Genomic DNA, 14,211 nt, shown 5'->3' on the forward strand with positions numbered 1-14,211 from the left:
CCCGAAAGCGGGCACAAGCCGTGCCGGGGGGCACATAATATGTCATTGATCTTTATCGTCAGCATTGTCATCGCTTTAGCAGCCATTGGCTACGTGCTTGGTGTGCGCCGCGCCGTATCTTCGGCGGACGGGGATCAACGTATCCTTCACTCACTTAAGGGCTACTACGGCCAGAACGTTGCGCTGACGGTTCTTGTGCCATCCATGCTGGTTCTCGCGATTTGGGCGATTGCGCAACCTTTGTTGATTGATCAATCCGTATCCGGACTTTTGGATTTGGAAGAAGGCCGCGCGCAGTCCTTGGCAATGGCCGATGTGCGCCGTGTCGCGGAAGGGCTTGATACTGCCATCGCTCAAGGTGCGCTGACCGCCGATGCCGCAGCCAACATGGACGCTGATACGACCGATGTTCGCGACCTTCTGGGCGACATCGGTGTTGCGATCGGGTCTGACGTCACCGCAGAAACACTCAACGCAGCTCAGCGCTATCGCGGTCTATCGAACACCGGCAGCTGGGCGCGCGGGTTTGTCGTGCTGGCAATTGCGCTGGCGGGCTTTGCCTTTGCGCTTAGCCGCATTACCAAAGATTTCCGTGCCCGCAACATTGTAGAACGTGGTGTTCTCGTGCTGCTGATCGCAGCGGCATCTGTCGCGGTCCTGACGACCATTGGCATTGTGCTAAGCCTGATCTTTAACACTATCAACTTCTTGCAGGCCTATCCCGCTGCTGACTTCTTCTTTGGCACCCGCTGGGAGCCGAGCTTCTCTGGTCGTGGCGGGTCGTCTGAACTGGGCTTTTTGCCACTGATTTGGGGCACGATGTTCATCTCGGTCATTTCCCTGATCGTGGCTGTGCCGCTGGGGTTGTTTTCTGCAATTTATCTGTCTGAGTATGCGTCGCCTCGCGTGCGTTCGATTGCCAAACCCATGCTTGAAATCCTCGCGGGTATTCCGACCATCGTTTACGGTCTGTTTGCGTTGCTCACGGTCGGGCCGCTGTTGGTCAGCGCCTTCGGGCAAGGAGGATTCTTTGGCGTGGACTGGATGTCTGGTGGTACGGCCGCGATGACGGCTGGTTTGGTCATGGGCATCATGTTGATCCCCTTCGTATCTTCATTGTCAGATGACATTATCAACGCGGTGCCACAGGCGATGCGCGACGGGTCTTACGGCTTAGGCGCCACGCAAAGCGAAACGATCCGCCAGGTCATCATGCCAGCTGCGCTACCGGGGATCGTCGGTGCGATCCTTTTGGCCGCGTCCCGCGCCATCGGTGAGACCATGATCGTGGTGCTTGGGGCAGGGGCCGCAGCGAGCCTATCGCTCAGCCCATTCGAAGCCATGACAACCGTGACCGCCAAAATCGTCAGCCAACTGACAGGTGACGGTGAATTTAACAGCCCTGAAACGATGGTGGCTTTCGCGCTGGGGATGACGCTGTTCGTGATCACCCTCTGCCTGAACGTCTTCGCGCTTTATATCGTTCGTAAATATCGGGAGCAGTACGACTAATGACTGATCTTTCTTCCACAGAACCCGCGACACATCGATCTTTGAAGGTCGCGGATGCCCGCACCAAAAAGCGCAATGCGGCTGAAAAACGCTTTCGCGCCTACGGGATCGTTGCCATCGCGATTGGCGGCCTGTTTCTACTCGCCCTAACCTACAACATTCTGAAAGCGGGCCTTCCGGCCTTCACGCAGTATGTTGTTGAACTTGAAGTCACATTGACCCAAGACGAATTCGACGCCGCCGAAAGCCAGATGCTGAAAACGGCCGCCTACACGGACATCTTTATCGGAAACTTTGAAGCCAACCTAGAAGAGCGTGGTGTTGAAGTCCCTTATGATGGCGACGCGATTGAGCGCCTTCTTGGTAAAGTCGGCGGCGACATCCGGTCCTATTACCGTGAAAACCTTGATGACATTGGCCAACCCGTCACGTTCCAACTGCAAACATCATCCCGTGTTGAGGGCTACTTTAAGGGCCGCGTAAACCGAGACACGATTGTCGACAGCCGGTTCTTGATGGGATCTGACCTCGATATTGTGGACGCGCTGCGCGATGCGGGTGTTCTCACATCTCGGTTCAACTGGGCCTTTGTAACAGGCACGGATTCCGGAGTGGACAACCCGGGCGGGGCTGGGATCGGCGCATCTGCGATCGGGTCATTCTTTATGATGCTGGTGGTCTTGTTCCTTAGTCTGCCAATTGGTGTCGCAGCATCTATCTACCTCGAAGAATTCGCACCTAAGAACCGACTGACCGATCTGGTTGAGGTAAACATCTCAAACCTTGCTGCGGTGCCGTCAATTGTGTTCGGTATTCTGGGCCTGTCAGTGTTCATCCAGTTCGCGCATTTGCCGCAATCCGCCCCTTTGGTGGGGGGGCTGGTCCTGACCCTTATGACATTGCCGACGATCATTATTTCCACCCGCGCGTCTTTGAAATCCGTGCCGCCATCCATCCGTGATGCAGCCCTTGGGATTGGCGCGTCTAAGATGCAGTCGGTGTTCCATCATGTGCTGCCTTTAGCGATGCCGGGTATCCTAACGGGTACGATCATTGGATTGGCCCAAGCCTTGGGCGAAACAGCGCCGCTGCTGCTGATCGGGATGGTGGGCTTTGTTGCTCGCGAATATCCTGATGGTGTCGTCAGCGGCTTTATGGACCCGAACTCGGCCATGCCAGCACAGATTTACACATGGGCCGCACGAGCTGATGTTGGGTTTTACGAAAAAGCATGGGGCGGTATCATCATATTGTTGATCTTCCTCCTTTTGATGAACGCGCTGGCCATCTTCCTGCGCAAAAAATTCGAGCGCCGGTGGTAAGCAGATGAAGGATACGAGCCTAATGACCGACTACAAAATCTCCGCCAAGGGCGTCCAAGTCTACTATGGCGACAATCACGCAATCAAAGACGTAAATGTCGATATCGAAGACAAGACTGTAACGGCGTTTATCGGCCCGTCAGGGTGTGGCAAATCCACGTTCCTTCGTACGCTGAACCGCATGAATGACACGATCGACATCTGCCGCGTCGAAGGCGACATCCTGATCGACGGGGAAGACATCTACGACCCCGCAGTCGACCCGGTGCAACTGCGCGCTAAGGTGGGCATGGTGTTCCAAAAGCCGAACCCGTTCCCGAAATCGATCTACGACAACGTGGCCTATGGTCCGAAAATTCACGGATTGGCCCGCAACAAGGCCGAACTGGATGAGATCGTCGAAAAATCCCTACGCAAGGCCGCGATTTGGGACGAAGCCAAGGATCGCCTGAACGCGCCTGGTACGGGCCTGTCTGGCGGGCAACAGCAGCGACTGTGTATCGCTCGCGCCATCGCGACAGCACCAGAAGTGTTGTTGATGGATGAACCCTGTTCTGCGCTGGACCCGATTGCCACGGCGCAGGTTGAAGAACTCATCGATGAGCTACGCCAATCTTTCAGCGTTGTGATCGTGACCCACTCCATGCAGCAGGCCGCCCGTGTGAGCCAGAAGACAGCCTTCTTCCACCTCGGCAATCTGGTCGAGTACGGCGAAACAGATAAGATTTTCACCAACCCAGAAGATTCACGCACGGAAAGCTATATTTCCGGCCGGATCGGGTAAGGAGCAAACGCTATGAACGAGCATATTTCATCCGCTTTCGACCGCGACCTCGAGAACATTCAATCCCAGATCATGAAGATGGGTGGACTTGTGGAACACGCCATTCTGGAAGCCGCTCAAGCGCTGGAACAGCGCGATGTGGCCCGCGCAGATGTGGTTCGTAAGGCCGATAAAGTCATCGATGCCCTTGAAGAACAAGTTAATGAAGACGCAGCGCGCACCATTGCCTTGCGCGCACCTGTCTCCAAGGATTTGCGGACGTTGTTGTCGGTTCTCAAACTTGCAGGATCGCTCGAACGTGTCGGCGACTACGCCAAGAACATGGCCAAGCGGACACCGATTATCGCAGATATGTCCCCGCTCAGTGGCACTGACGCCGCCCTGCGCCGTATGAGTAAGGAAGTCCAATCCATGCTTAAGGACGTGCTGGATGCCTATGTGCGCCGTGACGTCGATCTGGCCGAAACCGTGCGCCAGCGGGACCTCGAGGTGGATCAGATGTATAACGCGCTGTTCCGTGAATTCCTGACCTTCATGATGGAAGACCCGCGCAACATCACCGGTTGTATGCACCTGCACTTCGTCGCCAAGAACGTTGAACGGATGGGCGACCTTGTAACGAATATGGCCGAGCAAGTGATCTATATGGTCACTGGTGAAATGCCAGATGATGAGCGCCCCAAGCTGTCGAGCACCGCGATCCAGTCGGACGTTTAAGACCATGACCCAACCTCATATTTTGATCATTGAGGATGAACCGGCACAGCGCGAAGTCTTGCGCTATAACCTTGAAGCCGAAGGTTACCGTGTCAGTTCCGCCAGTGATGGTGAACAGGGGCTGCAGATGGTCCCAGAGGATGTACCCGATGTCATTGTGCTGGATTGGATGATCCCTTTGGTGTCCGGCATCGAGGTATGCCGCCAGTTAAAAGTCAACAAAGACACGCAGTCCATTCCAGTGATTATGCTGTCGGCCCGTTCTGAAGAAGTAGACAAGGTGCGCGGTCTTGAAACAGGCGCGGATGATTACGTTACCAAGCCCTATGCCGTTGCAGAACTGATGGCTCGGGTCCGCACGCAATTGCGCCGAGTCCGCCCATCATCCGTGGGCCAAATGCTGACCTACGAAGACATCACTTTGGACAGCGAAACCCACCGAGTGACCCGCGGTGATATGGATTTGAAACTCGGGCCGACCGAGTTTCGCTTACTGACTACGTTCATGGAAAAGCCAGGCCGAGTCTGGAGCCGTGAGCTGTTGTTGGATCGTGTGTGGGGCCGTGACATCTACGTCGACACCCGCACCGTAGACGTGCACATCGGACGGCTGCGCAAGGTTTTGACGTCAACAGGTGGCCAAGATCCACTGCGGACAGTCCGCGGCGCGGGCTACGCGCTCGGCTAGGATTGTTCGGCCGCGCGTTCATCCGCGCGTGCCTTGATGGATGTTGCCCGTGAGATGAGCGAGGCCGTGATCACCCCAATCGTTACCAGCGCGATCATGATCGTCGAAAGCGCATTGATCTCGGGTGTCACACCAAGACGAACTGCAGAGAAGATACGGATCGGCAGGGTGGTTGATGACGGGCCTGATGTGAATGACGCGATAACCAGATCGTCCAACGACAGCGTAAAAGCCAAGAGCCAGCCAGACACGACTGCAGGCATAATTATTGGCAATGTCACACTGCGAAATGCATCAAACGGCGTGCAGCCTAGATCGAGCGCTGCTTCTTCTAAGGATCGATCAAAGCTCACCAAACGGGACGTCACGACGACACTGACAAAACACATCGCAAAAGTGGTGTGTGCCAAAACGATCGTGACCACACCACGATCCAAACCAATTGCGATAAAGAACAGTAACAGCGACAGACCTGTGATGACTTCGGGCATCACCAGCGGCGCGTAAATCATACCAGAGAACAGACCCCGTCCACGAAATGGGCCAGAACGGACCATGATATAAGCGGCCATCGTGCCCAAAATCGTGGCACAGGTGGATGACCAGAATGCCACTTTTATCGTTACCCAAGCGGCATCAAGGAACTGTTCGTTCTGCAACAATTCCCCATACCATTTCGTCGAAAAACCCGCCCAAACTGTAACCAGCCGACTTTCATTGAACGAATAGATGATCAGGATCAGCATCGGCAGGTAGAGGAACGCAAAACCAAACGTGAGAGCCGTAGCGTTGAACCAAGAGAACTTTCTCATTGATCTGCCTCCTGTTGGTTGCGCTGGAACAGAACGATGGGGATGATCAGGATCAACAGCAGGATGACGGCCACCGCACTCGCTACTGGCCAGTCGCGGTTGTTAAAGAATTCTTCCCACAGAACTTTACCAATCATCACGGTATTGGATCCGCCCAGCAGGGATGGAATAACGAATTCACCCAGAACAGGGATGAAGACGAGGAAACACCCCGCAATGATACCAGGTTTCGAAAGAGGCGCCGTGACGAGCCAAAAGGCAGACAGCGCCGAGCAGCCCAAGTCTTCTGCGGCTTCGATCAGACTGTCATCCATCTTTTCTAGCGCGGCATAAATCGGCAGCACCATGAACGGCAGATAGGTATACACGATGCCGATATAGACGGCGATGTTGGTGTTTAGGATCGTGAGAGGTTCGCCAATGATACCAGCACTCATCAGCATCTGATTGAGGTAACCTTCTTTGCTGAGAATGCCGATCCATGCATAAACGCGGATCAGGAACGACGTCCAAAAGGGCAGGATCACCAACATCAATAGCGTCGGGCGCCAGTGTTCAGCAGAGCGCGCCATCGCATAGGCAATTGGGTAACCGATCAGCAACGTGAGGAAGGTCGAGATTACCGCAATCTTGAGCGACGACAGATACGCCGCGAAATACAAGAAATCAGGAATATCAACAAAGCCGGCAAGGGCAGGGAACAAGAAACTGAGCACCGCCACAAGCAACGCCACATTGACCACCGCGACAGCAAGCGCCGTCAGCGCACCTGCGGCACTGTCAAAAAGACCCGAGCGTGCATCGCCCATCATGGCGCGTCTGGCGCGTGGATAAACGACACGAAACATCCCGATCAACGCGACAAGCCCGACGAACGCCGCAAATACCGCGCCCGCACCGATGAACGCGTAGTTTTCCAAATCTAGCCCCGCGAGCATGGTCCAGAACCCATCCTTTAACGTCGGCGTGTAAGGTGGAATGGCCAGCGCAATATCCGAAAGCGATATTTTCAGCACGATGCCAAACGGCACAAGGAACAGTAGAAATAGCCAGAAATAGGGTGTCGCGATCAAGGTTTGGCGTCCCATCTCACGACGTAAACGGTGTGGGAGTAAGTAAAGTGCAGCCACCAAAGAGGCCGCGATCAAAAGAACAACCCACCACGTCAATATGCCCGCGATCCATCCATAGGCCACCGTCACTAGAACAGCGAGAATGATGGTCACGAAGAAAGATGAGGCCGTGCGCGCTGTCATGATCTACTCCGTCAAAACAACACCAGCGGTGTCGGTCCAGCTGAGGTAAACATGGTCTTCCCACGTCAGGTTACGACGTGAAATCCGGCGGTTGTTGGTCGCTTGGGCCTTGATGATCAGACCGGGTGCGACTTCAACGTGGTAGGTGGAGATATTGCCCAAATAAGCGATGTCGAGGATTTTGCCCTCCATCACGTTGGCCGCCTCTGGTCTCTCGTTCGAGATCGCGACTTTTTCTGGTCGTATTGCAAATGTGACAGTGCTGGCCGCTGGCGGAGGCGTGTCACTTGTAGCATCGATTGGCGTTTCGGTCGGCGACCATTTGATAGACACGTCAGTGGGTTTGGCCCCTTTGGCCTGCACCTCGACGGTGCCTTCAATCAGGTTCACATCTCCAATAAAATCAGCAACATAAGTGGAATTCGGTGCTTCGTAAATCTGATCAGGTGTTGCGACTTGCGCCAATTTTCCTTCGGTCATGACCGCAACCCGCGACGCGACGGTCATCGCTTCTTCTTGGTCGTGTGTGACGATCACAAATGTGGTGCCCGTGGTTTCCTGAATGTCCATCAATTCAAACTGGGTTTCATTGCGCAACTTCTTGTCCAACGCGCCCAAGGGTTCATCCAAAAGAAGAAGCTTAGGGGCCTTCGCCAAAGAACGTGCGAGGGCGACACGCTGGCGCTGTCCGCCCGAAATCTGATGCGGTTTGCGTTTTGCAAATTTACCAAGCTGCGTCAGTTTCAGCATCTTTTCGACGCGATCCCCGATCTGGTCTTTGGGCATATCAGAGCGTTTTAGGCCAAAGGCAATATTGTCCCAAACCGTCAGATGCGGGAACAGCGCATAAGATTGAAACATCATGTTCACGGGGCGCTCGTTTGGGGGGATGGGGCCAATGTCGACACCATCCAGCAGGATTGTGCCCTCCGTCGGGGTTTCAAATCCGCCCAGCATCCGCATCAGCGTGGTTTTACCGCAGCCCGATGGGCCGAGAAGAGCGAAAAATTCTTGGGCGTAGATGTCGAGGGTTAAATCATCGATGGCTGTAAAATCGCCAAAACGTTTTGTGACATTTTTAAACTGGATCAACGGCTTGGCGTCTGGTTCGTCCCATGGGGCGAAAACTGTATCAGGTCTTGGCTGCGCCATTCAAACGTTCCCTTGCTGGCAATCCCCCGCGCAGGTTGGCGCGGGGAACAATCTTATGACGGTGCTTACTGGCCAGACTTAATCGTCGTCCAAAGACGGGTCACAACTCGCTGGACACGCGCATCATATGGCGTGGTCGTGAAGAGATTTTCCAGCGTCGCGGCATCAGGGTAAACAGCCGGATAATCGAGGATCTCTTGATCGATGAATTCCTGCGCAGCTTCGTTGCCGCTTGCGTACCAAACATAGTTGGTAGCTGCAGCCGAGTTCTCGGCGTCTAGCATGAAGTTGATAAACGCGTGGGCGGCGTCTGGGTTTGGCGCATCGGCAGGAATAGCCATCTGGTCAAACCACATCTGTGCGCCTTGGCTCGGGATAGCATAATCGATCTCATGGCCGTTCTCGGCTTCTGCGGCACGCAGCTGCGCGAGGAAGACGTCGCCAGACCAGCCTACTGCAACGCAGATGTCACCGTTGGCCAGCGCGTTGATGTATTCCGAGCTGTGGAATTTCTGGATATAGGGGCGAACCGCTGCGAAGACGTCTTCGGCTTTCGCGATCACGTCTGGATCGTGGCTGTCAGGGTCTTCGCCGATGTAGTTCAACGCCGCCGGAATCATTTCGGTCGGAGCATCAAGGAAATATACGCCGCATTCAGCCAACTTTTCCATGTTCGCCGGATCAAAAACGAGGTCCCAGCTGTCAAACGGTGCATCTTCACCCAGAATCTCGGTCACTTGACCGATGTTGAACCCGATCCCGGTCGTGCCCCACATATAGTTTACAGAGTAGGCCCCATCAGGATCATACTGGTCGGTACGTTCTTGAACCGCACCCCAAAGGTTTCCGTGGTTCGGCAATTGGTCCAAATCAAGCGGCTGAAATGCGCCAGCAGAGATTTGGCGTTGCAGGAATGTGGCCGAAGGCACGACGACGTCATAGCCGGAACTGCCGGACAGCATCTTGGTTTCCAAAAGCTCGTTGGAATCAAACACGTCGTAAATCAGGTCAATGCCGGTTTCTTCTTCAAACTGCGTCAGCAGCTCTTCGTCGATGTAATCGGACCAGTTATAAACGCGTACTTCTTCGGCCATCGCGCTTCCTGCCACGAGGGCAAGCGTCGCAATTCCGGACATAAGTTGGATGTTTTTCATGAGTTTTCCCTGTCGTTTGAGTGGCGGGTTTTCCCGTCGCTGACAGAGACTATGAATATCGTTGTCAGGATTGGCAATATGGACCGAGATTCAAAACCTTTATAAAACGCTCAACCGATTGACTTGGACATAGTTGAGCATAGTCTGGCGGCAAATGGCGACCATGCCGCTCAAATTTCAGGACATTCGCAATGAACGTGATCTCAAACCACATGCCCACGGCCGATCTACAAACACTTGATGCAGCCCATCACATGCATCCCTTTTCGGATGGCGCTGATTTGGCCCGCGTCGGGGCGCGGGTGATCACTGGCGCAAATGGCGTGACGCTTACGGACAGTGAAGGCCACAAGATCCTTGATGCGATGGCGGGGCTCTGGTGCGTTAATATCGGCTACGGACGAGACGAACTGGCAGATGCTGCCGCGCGCCAAATGAAAGAACTGCCATATTACAACACGTTCTTTCAAACGACTCATGTTCCCGTCATCGCACTGTCCGCAAAGTTAGCCGAACTTGCACCGCGCGATTTGAACCACGTCTTCTATGCAGGTTCGGGATCTGAGGCCAACGACACAAACATCCGCCTTGTGCGCCACTACTGGATGGCTAAGGGCCAACCAGATCGCAACATCATCATCAGCCGCAAGAATGCCTATCACGGATCGACATTAGGCGGTGGCAGCCTCGGCGGCATGTCGGGCATGCAAAACCAAGGCGTGCCAGTAATCCCTGGCATCCATCACATCGACCAGCCAGACTGGTGGTCTGAGGGCGGCGACAAGACACCAGAAGAATTCGGTCTTGAACGCGCGCGTCAGTTGGAAGCCGCGATCAAGGAACTTGGCGCGGACCGCGTTGCCGCGTTTATCGCTGAACCGGTGCAAGGGGCAGGGGGCGTTATCGTTCCGCCCAGCACCTATTGGCCTGAAATCCAACGCATCTGCGACGAATACGGCATCCTACTGATCGCGGATGAGGTGATCTGTGGGTTCGGGCGTACAGGCCATTGGTTTGGCAGCGAATACTACGGCATCCGCCCGCACATCATGACCATCGCCAAAGGTTTGTCATCGGGGTATGCGCCGATTGGTGGATCCATGGTTTGTGACGAGGTGGCCCATACCATCAACGAAGCGGGCGATTTTAATCACGGCTATACCTACTCCGGCCATCCTGTGTCCTGTGCCGTAGCATTGGAAAACCTGCGGATCTTGCAGGAAGAAAAAATCGTTGAGACTGTCGCGAATGAGACAGGCCCATACCTGAAGGAAAAATGGGAGTCGCTGACGGATCATCCGATGGTCGGTGAGGCAAACATTGTCGGTATGATGGGATCAATCGCATTGACGCCCCACAAGGAAAGCCGCGCGAAGTTTGCTGCTGATACGGGTACTGTCGGGTTGGCGTGTCGCACACGTTGCTTTGCAAACGGGCTGGTGATGCGCCACGTTGGGGACCGGATGATTATCTCGCCACCTTTGGTAATCTCAAAGGCCGAGATCGACACCTTGATTGAACGTGCACGCCTGTCGCTGGATGAAACGTATGAACAAATCAAAACGGATGGGTTGTTTGTTGCAGGTTGATCGCAGGTCTTAGCGCACGGTTTTGCTGGCTTGCTCCAGAATGCTGACGATTTCCCGGTACTGCTCCGCCAATGGGGAGGTCTTGCGCCAAACCATACCGATGGTCCGCTTGGGTTGGGCTCCCTTAAAACTGGCGACAGCGACGTTTGCGGATTGCGTTTCTACGCCAATGGCCATGCGTGGGATCAGGGTGACGCCGATCCCTGCGCCAACCAGTTGCACGAGGGTCGACAGGGATGATCCATCCATGCTTTCGCGCGGCAGTGAAGACCGAAGCGAACAGAACGCCAAGGCCTGATCTCGAAAGCAGTGACCTTCTTCCAATAATAACAGCTGCATCTTTGCAAGGTCTGCAGCATTAGGGACCGGAGCATCGCTATCGGCCACAGGTCGTACCAACACGAAATCCTCTTCGAAGATTGTGACTTCTTCTAATGTCGGCTCAGAAACCGGTAAGGCAACGATCGCCGCATCCAAGCGACCGTGCGTCAGTTCTTCGATCAGTGTCTGTGTTTGAGTTTCCCGCACATGCACATCCAAAGTGGGATAGGTGTGTGTCAGGTGGCCCAGAAAAGACGGCAGCAGATAGGGGGCGATGGTCGGAATCACCCCTATGCGCAAACGACCGGTCAATGTGTTTTGGGATTGCCGCGCGAGGTCTTCAACCTCATCGACGGAACGCAAAATATCCCGAACACGCGGCGCCAGATCTTCGCCAAAAGCGGTCAAACGCACTTGACGTGCAGACCGTTCAAACAGCTGCGATCCAAGGCTGTCTTCCAACTCTTTGATCTGCATGGACAATGCAGGTTGCGAAATACCGCTGACATCTGCGGCCCGCCCAAAGTGACCATGCACGGCGAGCGCATCAAAGTAGCGAAACTGTTTTAGGGTCAGATTAACCATAAGATATACTTATCGTTACAATCAGAAAATACAACTTAAACTAATCATTTGGGGTTGCTAAACTTGGCCCAAATTCAACACTTGGAGGATTCTCAAATGGACGGCGCTGAAGTCAAAGGTATGAACGAAGACGGGGGCAAATGCCCCTTCGATCACGGAACATCGCAGGAAACAGGCTCTATCGCCAACAATGGCTGGTGGCCCAATGCCCTGAACCTGAAACCACTGCACCAAAATAATCCCCAGTCCAATCCGATGGGCGGTGCATTTGATTACGCCGAAGCCTTTGAAGGGCTCGACTTGGACGCGGTCATTGCTGACCTGACAGCCCTGATGACGGACAGCCAAGACTGGTGGCCTGCAGACTACGGTCACTATGGTCCGTTCTTCATCCGTATGGCGTGGCACTCGGCTGGGACATACCGTGTGGGTGATGGCCGTGGTGGCGCTGGTTCCGGTTCGCAACGTTTTGCGCCGCTTAACTCTTGGCCAGATAACGGCAACCTCGACAAAGCGCGTCGCCTGTTGTGGCCGATTAAGCAAAAATACGGCAAAGCCTTGTCTTGGGCCGATTTGATGATCCTGACAGGCAATGTCGCACTGGAAACCATGGGTTTTGAAACTCACGGTTTTGCAGGTGGTCGCGCCGATATCTGGGAGCCGGAAGAAGACATCTACTGGGGTCCTGAAACAGAATGGCTGGGCGATGACAGCGAGCGCTACAAGCAAGACGCACGCGAACTGATCGGTGAACTTGGTGCCGTGCAGATGGGTCTGATCTACGTAAACCCAGAAGGTCCGATGGGTAACCCTGACCCGTTGTTGTCTGCCAATGACGTGCGTGAGACGTTCGCCAAGATGGCAATGAACGATGAAGAAACGGTTGCACTGGTCGCGGGCGGTCACACCTTCGGCAAGACCCATGGTGCAGCCGACCCTGAAAAGTATGTTGGCCCTGAGCCAGAGGCCGCTGGCCTGACAGAAATGGGCCTTGGCTGGGCCACTTCTTTCGGCACAGGCAAAGGCGTCGATACGATCACTTCTGGGATCGAAGGCGCTTGGACGCCGACCCCGACAAAATGGGACATGTCCTATTTCGGTGTGCTGTTTGGATATGAGTGGGAACTCACCAAATCGCCAGCAGGTGCAAATCAGTGGCAGCCGAAGGACTTGAAAGAGTCCGATATGGCACCGACGGCAGATGGAGCGGGCAAAACCCACATCGTGATGACAACTGCCGACATGGCCATGCGGATGGACCCTGCTTACGAAAAAATCTCGCGTCGGTTCATGGAAAACCCAGCCGAGTTCGCCAAGGCCTTTGCAAAAGCGTGGTACAAGCTGACACACCGTGACATGGGCCCATACGAGCTTGGTCTTGGTAAACTGGTCCCCGCGACCGCTGAAAGCTGGCAAGACCCAGTGCCTGCTGTCGATCACCCGTTGATTGATGGGGCTGATGTTGACGCGCTAAAGGCAGCAATTGCTGCATCTGGCCTGACACCGGCACAGATGGTTACGACCGCTTGGGCATCCGCTGCATCTTTCCGTGGCTCTGACAAACGGGGCGGGGCCAATGGCGCACGTGTTCGTTTGAGCCCAGCCAAGGATTGGGATGTAAACGATCCAGCAGAACTGGCGAAAGTACTGGCGAAGCTGGAAGAGGTGCGCAGCGCCTTTGCCAAGCCTGTGTCGCTGGCGGATACGATCGTGCTTGCGGGCTCCGTTGGTGTGGAACTGGCGGCGAAAGCGGCTGGTAAAGACATCACAGTGCCGTTCAACGCAGGCCGCACAGATGCCAGCCAAGAGGACACGGATGTTGAATCCTACGCGTGGTTGGAACCAAAGGCTGACGGTTTCCGCAACTACATCAAGCCCGGTGCCACACGTTCAGCCGCAGAGCACCTTGTTGATCGCGCTCAGCTGCTGACGCTGACAGCGCCTGAGATGACCGTTCTGGTCGGTGGGTTGCGCGTTATCGGTGCGAACACGGGCGGGTCATCACTTGGCGTTTTGACAGAAACACCGGGTGCATTGGATCAGTCGTTCTTTAACAACCTGCTCGATATGGGCACGGTCTGGTCCGAGAACGGTGATATCCTTGAAGGGCGCCCACGTGCTGGTGGCGACGTGAAATGGACAGCGACTGCTGTTGATCTCGTGTTCGGATCCAACTCAATCCTGCGGTCCTTGGCTGAGGTATATGCCTCCGCTGATGCTGGCGACAAGTTCCTGAACGACTTCGTTGCCGCATGGGTTAAGGTTATGGAGCTCGATCGCTTCGATTTGAAGTAAACCCATAATACAGTCCAAATGAAC

At 54.8% G+C, this 14,211-nt stretch carries 12 protein-coding genes; 7 read left to right on the forward strand and 5 right to left on the reverse strand.

What is annotated here, in order from left to right; translation table 11 throughout:
- The first annotated feature begins 39 nt into the window (after positions 1 to 39).
- Genes pstC through phoB form a run of 5 tightly spaced genes read left to right on the forward strand, consistent with a single transcriptional unit; the run spans position 40 to position 5,023 of the window.
- On the forward strand, positions 40 to 1,512 hold the full coding sequence (gene pstC, locus L0666_RS03115) for a phosphate ABC transporter permease subunit PstC (protein ID WP_235258396.1): 1,473 nt from the start codon (positions 40 to 42) through the stop codon (positions 1,510 to 1,512).
- Positions 1,512 to 2,834 (forward strand): phosphate ABC transporter permease PstA, encoded by a 1,323-nt coding sequence (gene pstA / locus L0666_RS03120; protein WP_235258398.1) that lies wholly within the window; start codon positions 1,512 to 1,514, stop codon positions 2,832 to 2,834. Before pstC ends, pstA begins: the two co-directional genes overlap by 1 nt.
- A 22-nt stretch (positions 2,835 to 2,856) precedes the next feature.
- Complete coding sequence (pstB, locus tag L0666_RS03125; RefSeq protein ID WP_235258406.1) at positions 2,857 to 3,618, forward strand: phosphate ABC transporter ATP-binding protein PstB; 762 nt, start codon at positions 2,857 to 2,859, stop codon at positions 3,616 to 3,618.
- A gap of 12 nt (positions 3,619 to 3,630) precedes the next feature.
- Positions 3,631 to 4,335, forward strand: a complete 705-nt coding sequence (gene phoU / locus L0666_RS03130) for a phosphate signaling complex protein PhoU (protein WP_235258415.1) — start codon at positions 3,631 to 3,633, stop codon at positions 4,333 to 4,335.
- 4 nt (positions 4,336 to 4,339) lie between these two features.
- Positions 4,340 to 5,023 carry a phosphate regulon transcriptional regulator PhoB gene (gene phoB / locus L0666_RS03135; protein WP_235258424.1) on the forward strand — a complete coding sequence of 228 codons (684 nt, stop codon included), beginning with the start codon at positions 4,340 to 4,342 and terminating at the stop codon, positions 5,021 to 5,023.
- Here phoB and L0666_RS03140 read toward each other — a convergent pair.
- The 4 genes from L0666_RS03140 to L0666_RS03155 form a co-directional block, all read right to left on the reverse strand.
- Positions 5,020 to 5,835, reverse strand: a complete 816-nt coding sequence (locus L0666_RS03140; RefSeq protein ID WP_235258426.1) for an ABC transporter permease — start codon at positions 5,833 to 5,835, stop codon at positions 5,020 to 5,022. The genes phoB and L0666_RS03140 overlap by 4 nt on opposite strands.
- Positions 5,832 to 6,683 (reverse strand): ABC transporter permease subunit, encoded by an 852-nt coding sequence (locus tag L0666_RS03145; protein WP_418887977.1) that lies wholly within the window; start codon positions 6,681 to 6,683, stop codon positions 5,832 to 5,834. Before L0666_RS03145 ends, L0666_RS03140 begins: the two co-directional genes overlap by 4 nt.
- 411 nt (positions 6,684 to 7,094) lie before the next feature.
- Positions 7,095 to 8,243, reverse strand: a complete 1,149-nt coding sequence (locus L0666_RS03150; RefSeq protein WP_235258427.1) for an ABC transporter ATP-binding protein — start codon at positions 8,241 to 8,243, stop codon at positions 7,095 to 7,097.
- Between the two features lie 65 nt (positions 8,244 to 8,308).
- A complete protein-coding gene (locus tag L0666_RS03155; protein WP_235258429.1) occupies positions 8,309 to 9,397 on the reverse strand; it encodes a polyamine ABC transporter substrate-binding protein in 1,089 nt (362 codons plus the stop codon).
- A 191-nt stretch (positions 9,398 to 9,588) separates the two neighbouring features.
- Here L0666_RS03155 and L0666_RS03160 point away from each other — a divergent pair, with 191 nt between their 5' ends.
- The gene (locus L0666_RS03160) at positions 9,589 to 10,986 is read left to right on the forward strand and encodes an aspartate aminotransferase family protein (RefSeq protein WP_235258431.1); all 1,398 of its coding nucleotides are present in this window, start codon (positions 9,589 to 9,591) and stop codon (positions 10,984 to 10,986) included.
- Between the two features lie 9 nt (positions 10,987 to 10,995).
- On the opposite strand, the gene L0666_RS03165 is transcribed toward L0666_RS03160, so the two are convergent.
- On the reverse strand, positions 10,996 to 11,892 hold the full coding sequence (locus L0666_RS03165) for a hydrogen peroxide-inducible genes activator (protein ID WP_235258433.1): 897 nt from the start codon (positions 11,890 to 11,892) through the stop codon (positions 10,996 to 10,998).
- Positions 11,893 to 11,988: 96 nt separating this feature from the next.
- Here L0666_RS03165 and katG point away from each other — a divergent pair, with 96 nt between their 5' ends.
- Positions 11,989 to 14,187, forward strand: a complete 2,199-nt coding sequence (gene katG / locus L0666_RS03170) for a catalase/peroxidase HPI (protein WP_235258443.1) — start codon at positions 11,989 to 11,991, stop codon at positions 14,185 to 14,187.
- Positions 14,188 to 14,211: the final 24 nt, after the last annotated feature.

The organism is Octadecabacter algicola (assembly GCF_021532625.1).
Classification (GTDB): domain Bacteria; phylum Pseudomonadota; class Alphaproteobacteria; order Rhodobacterales; family Rhodobacteraceae; genus Octadecabacter; species Octadecabacter algicola.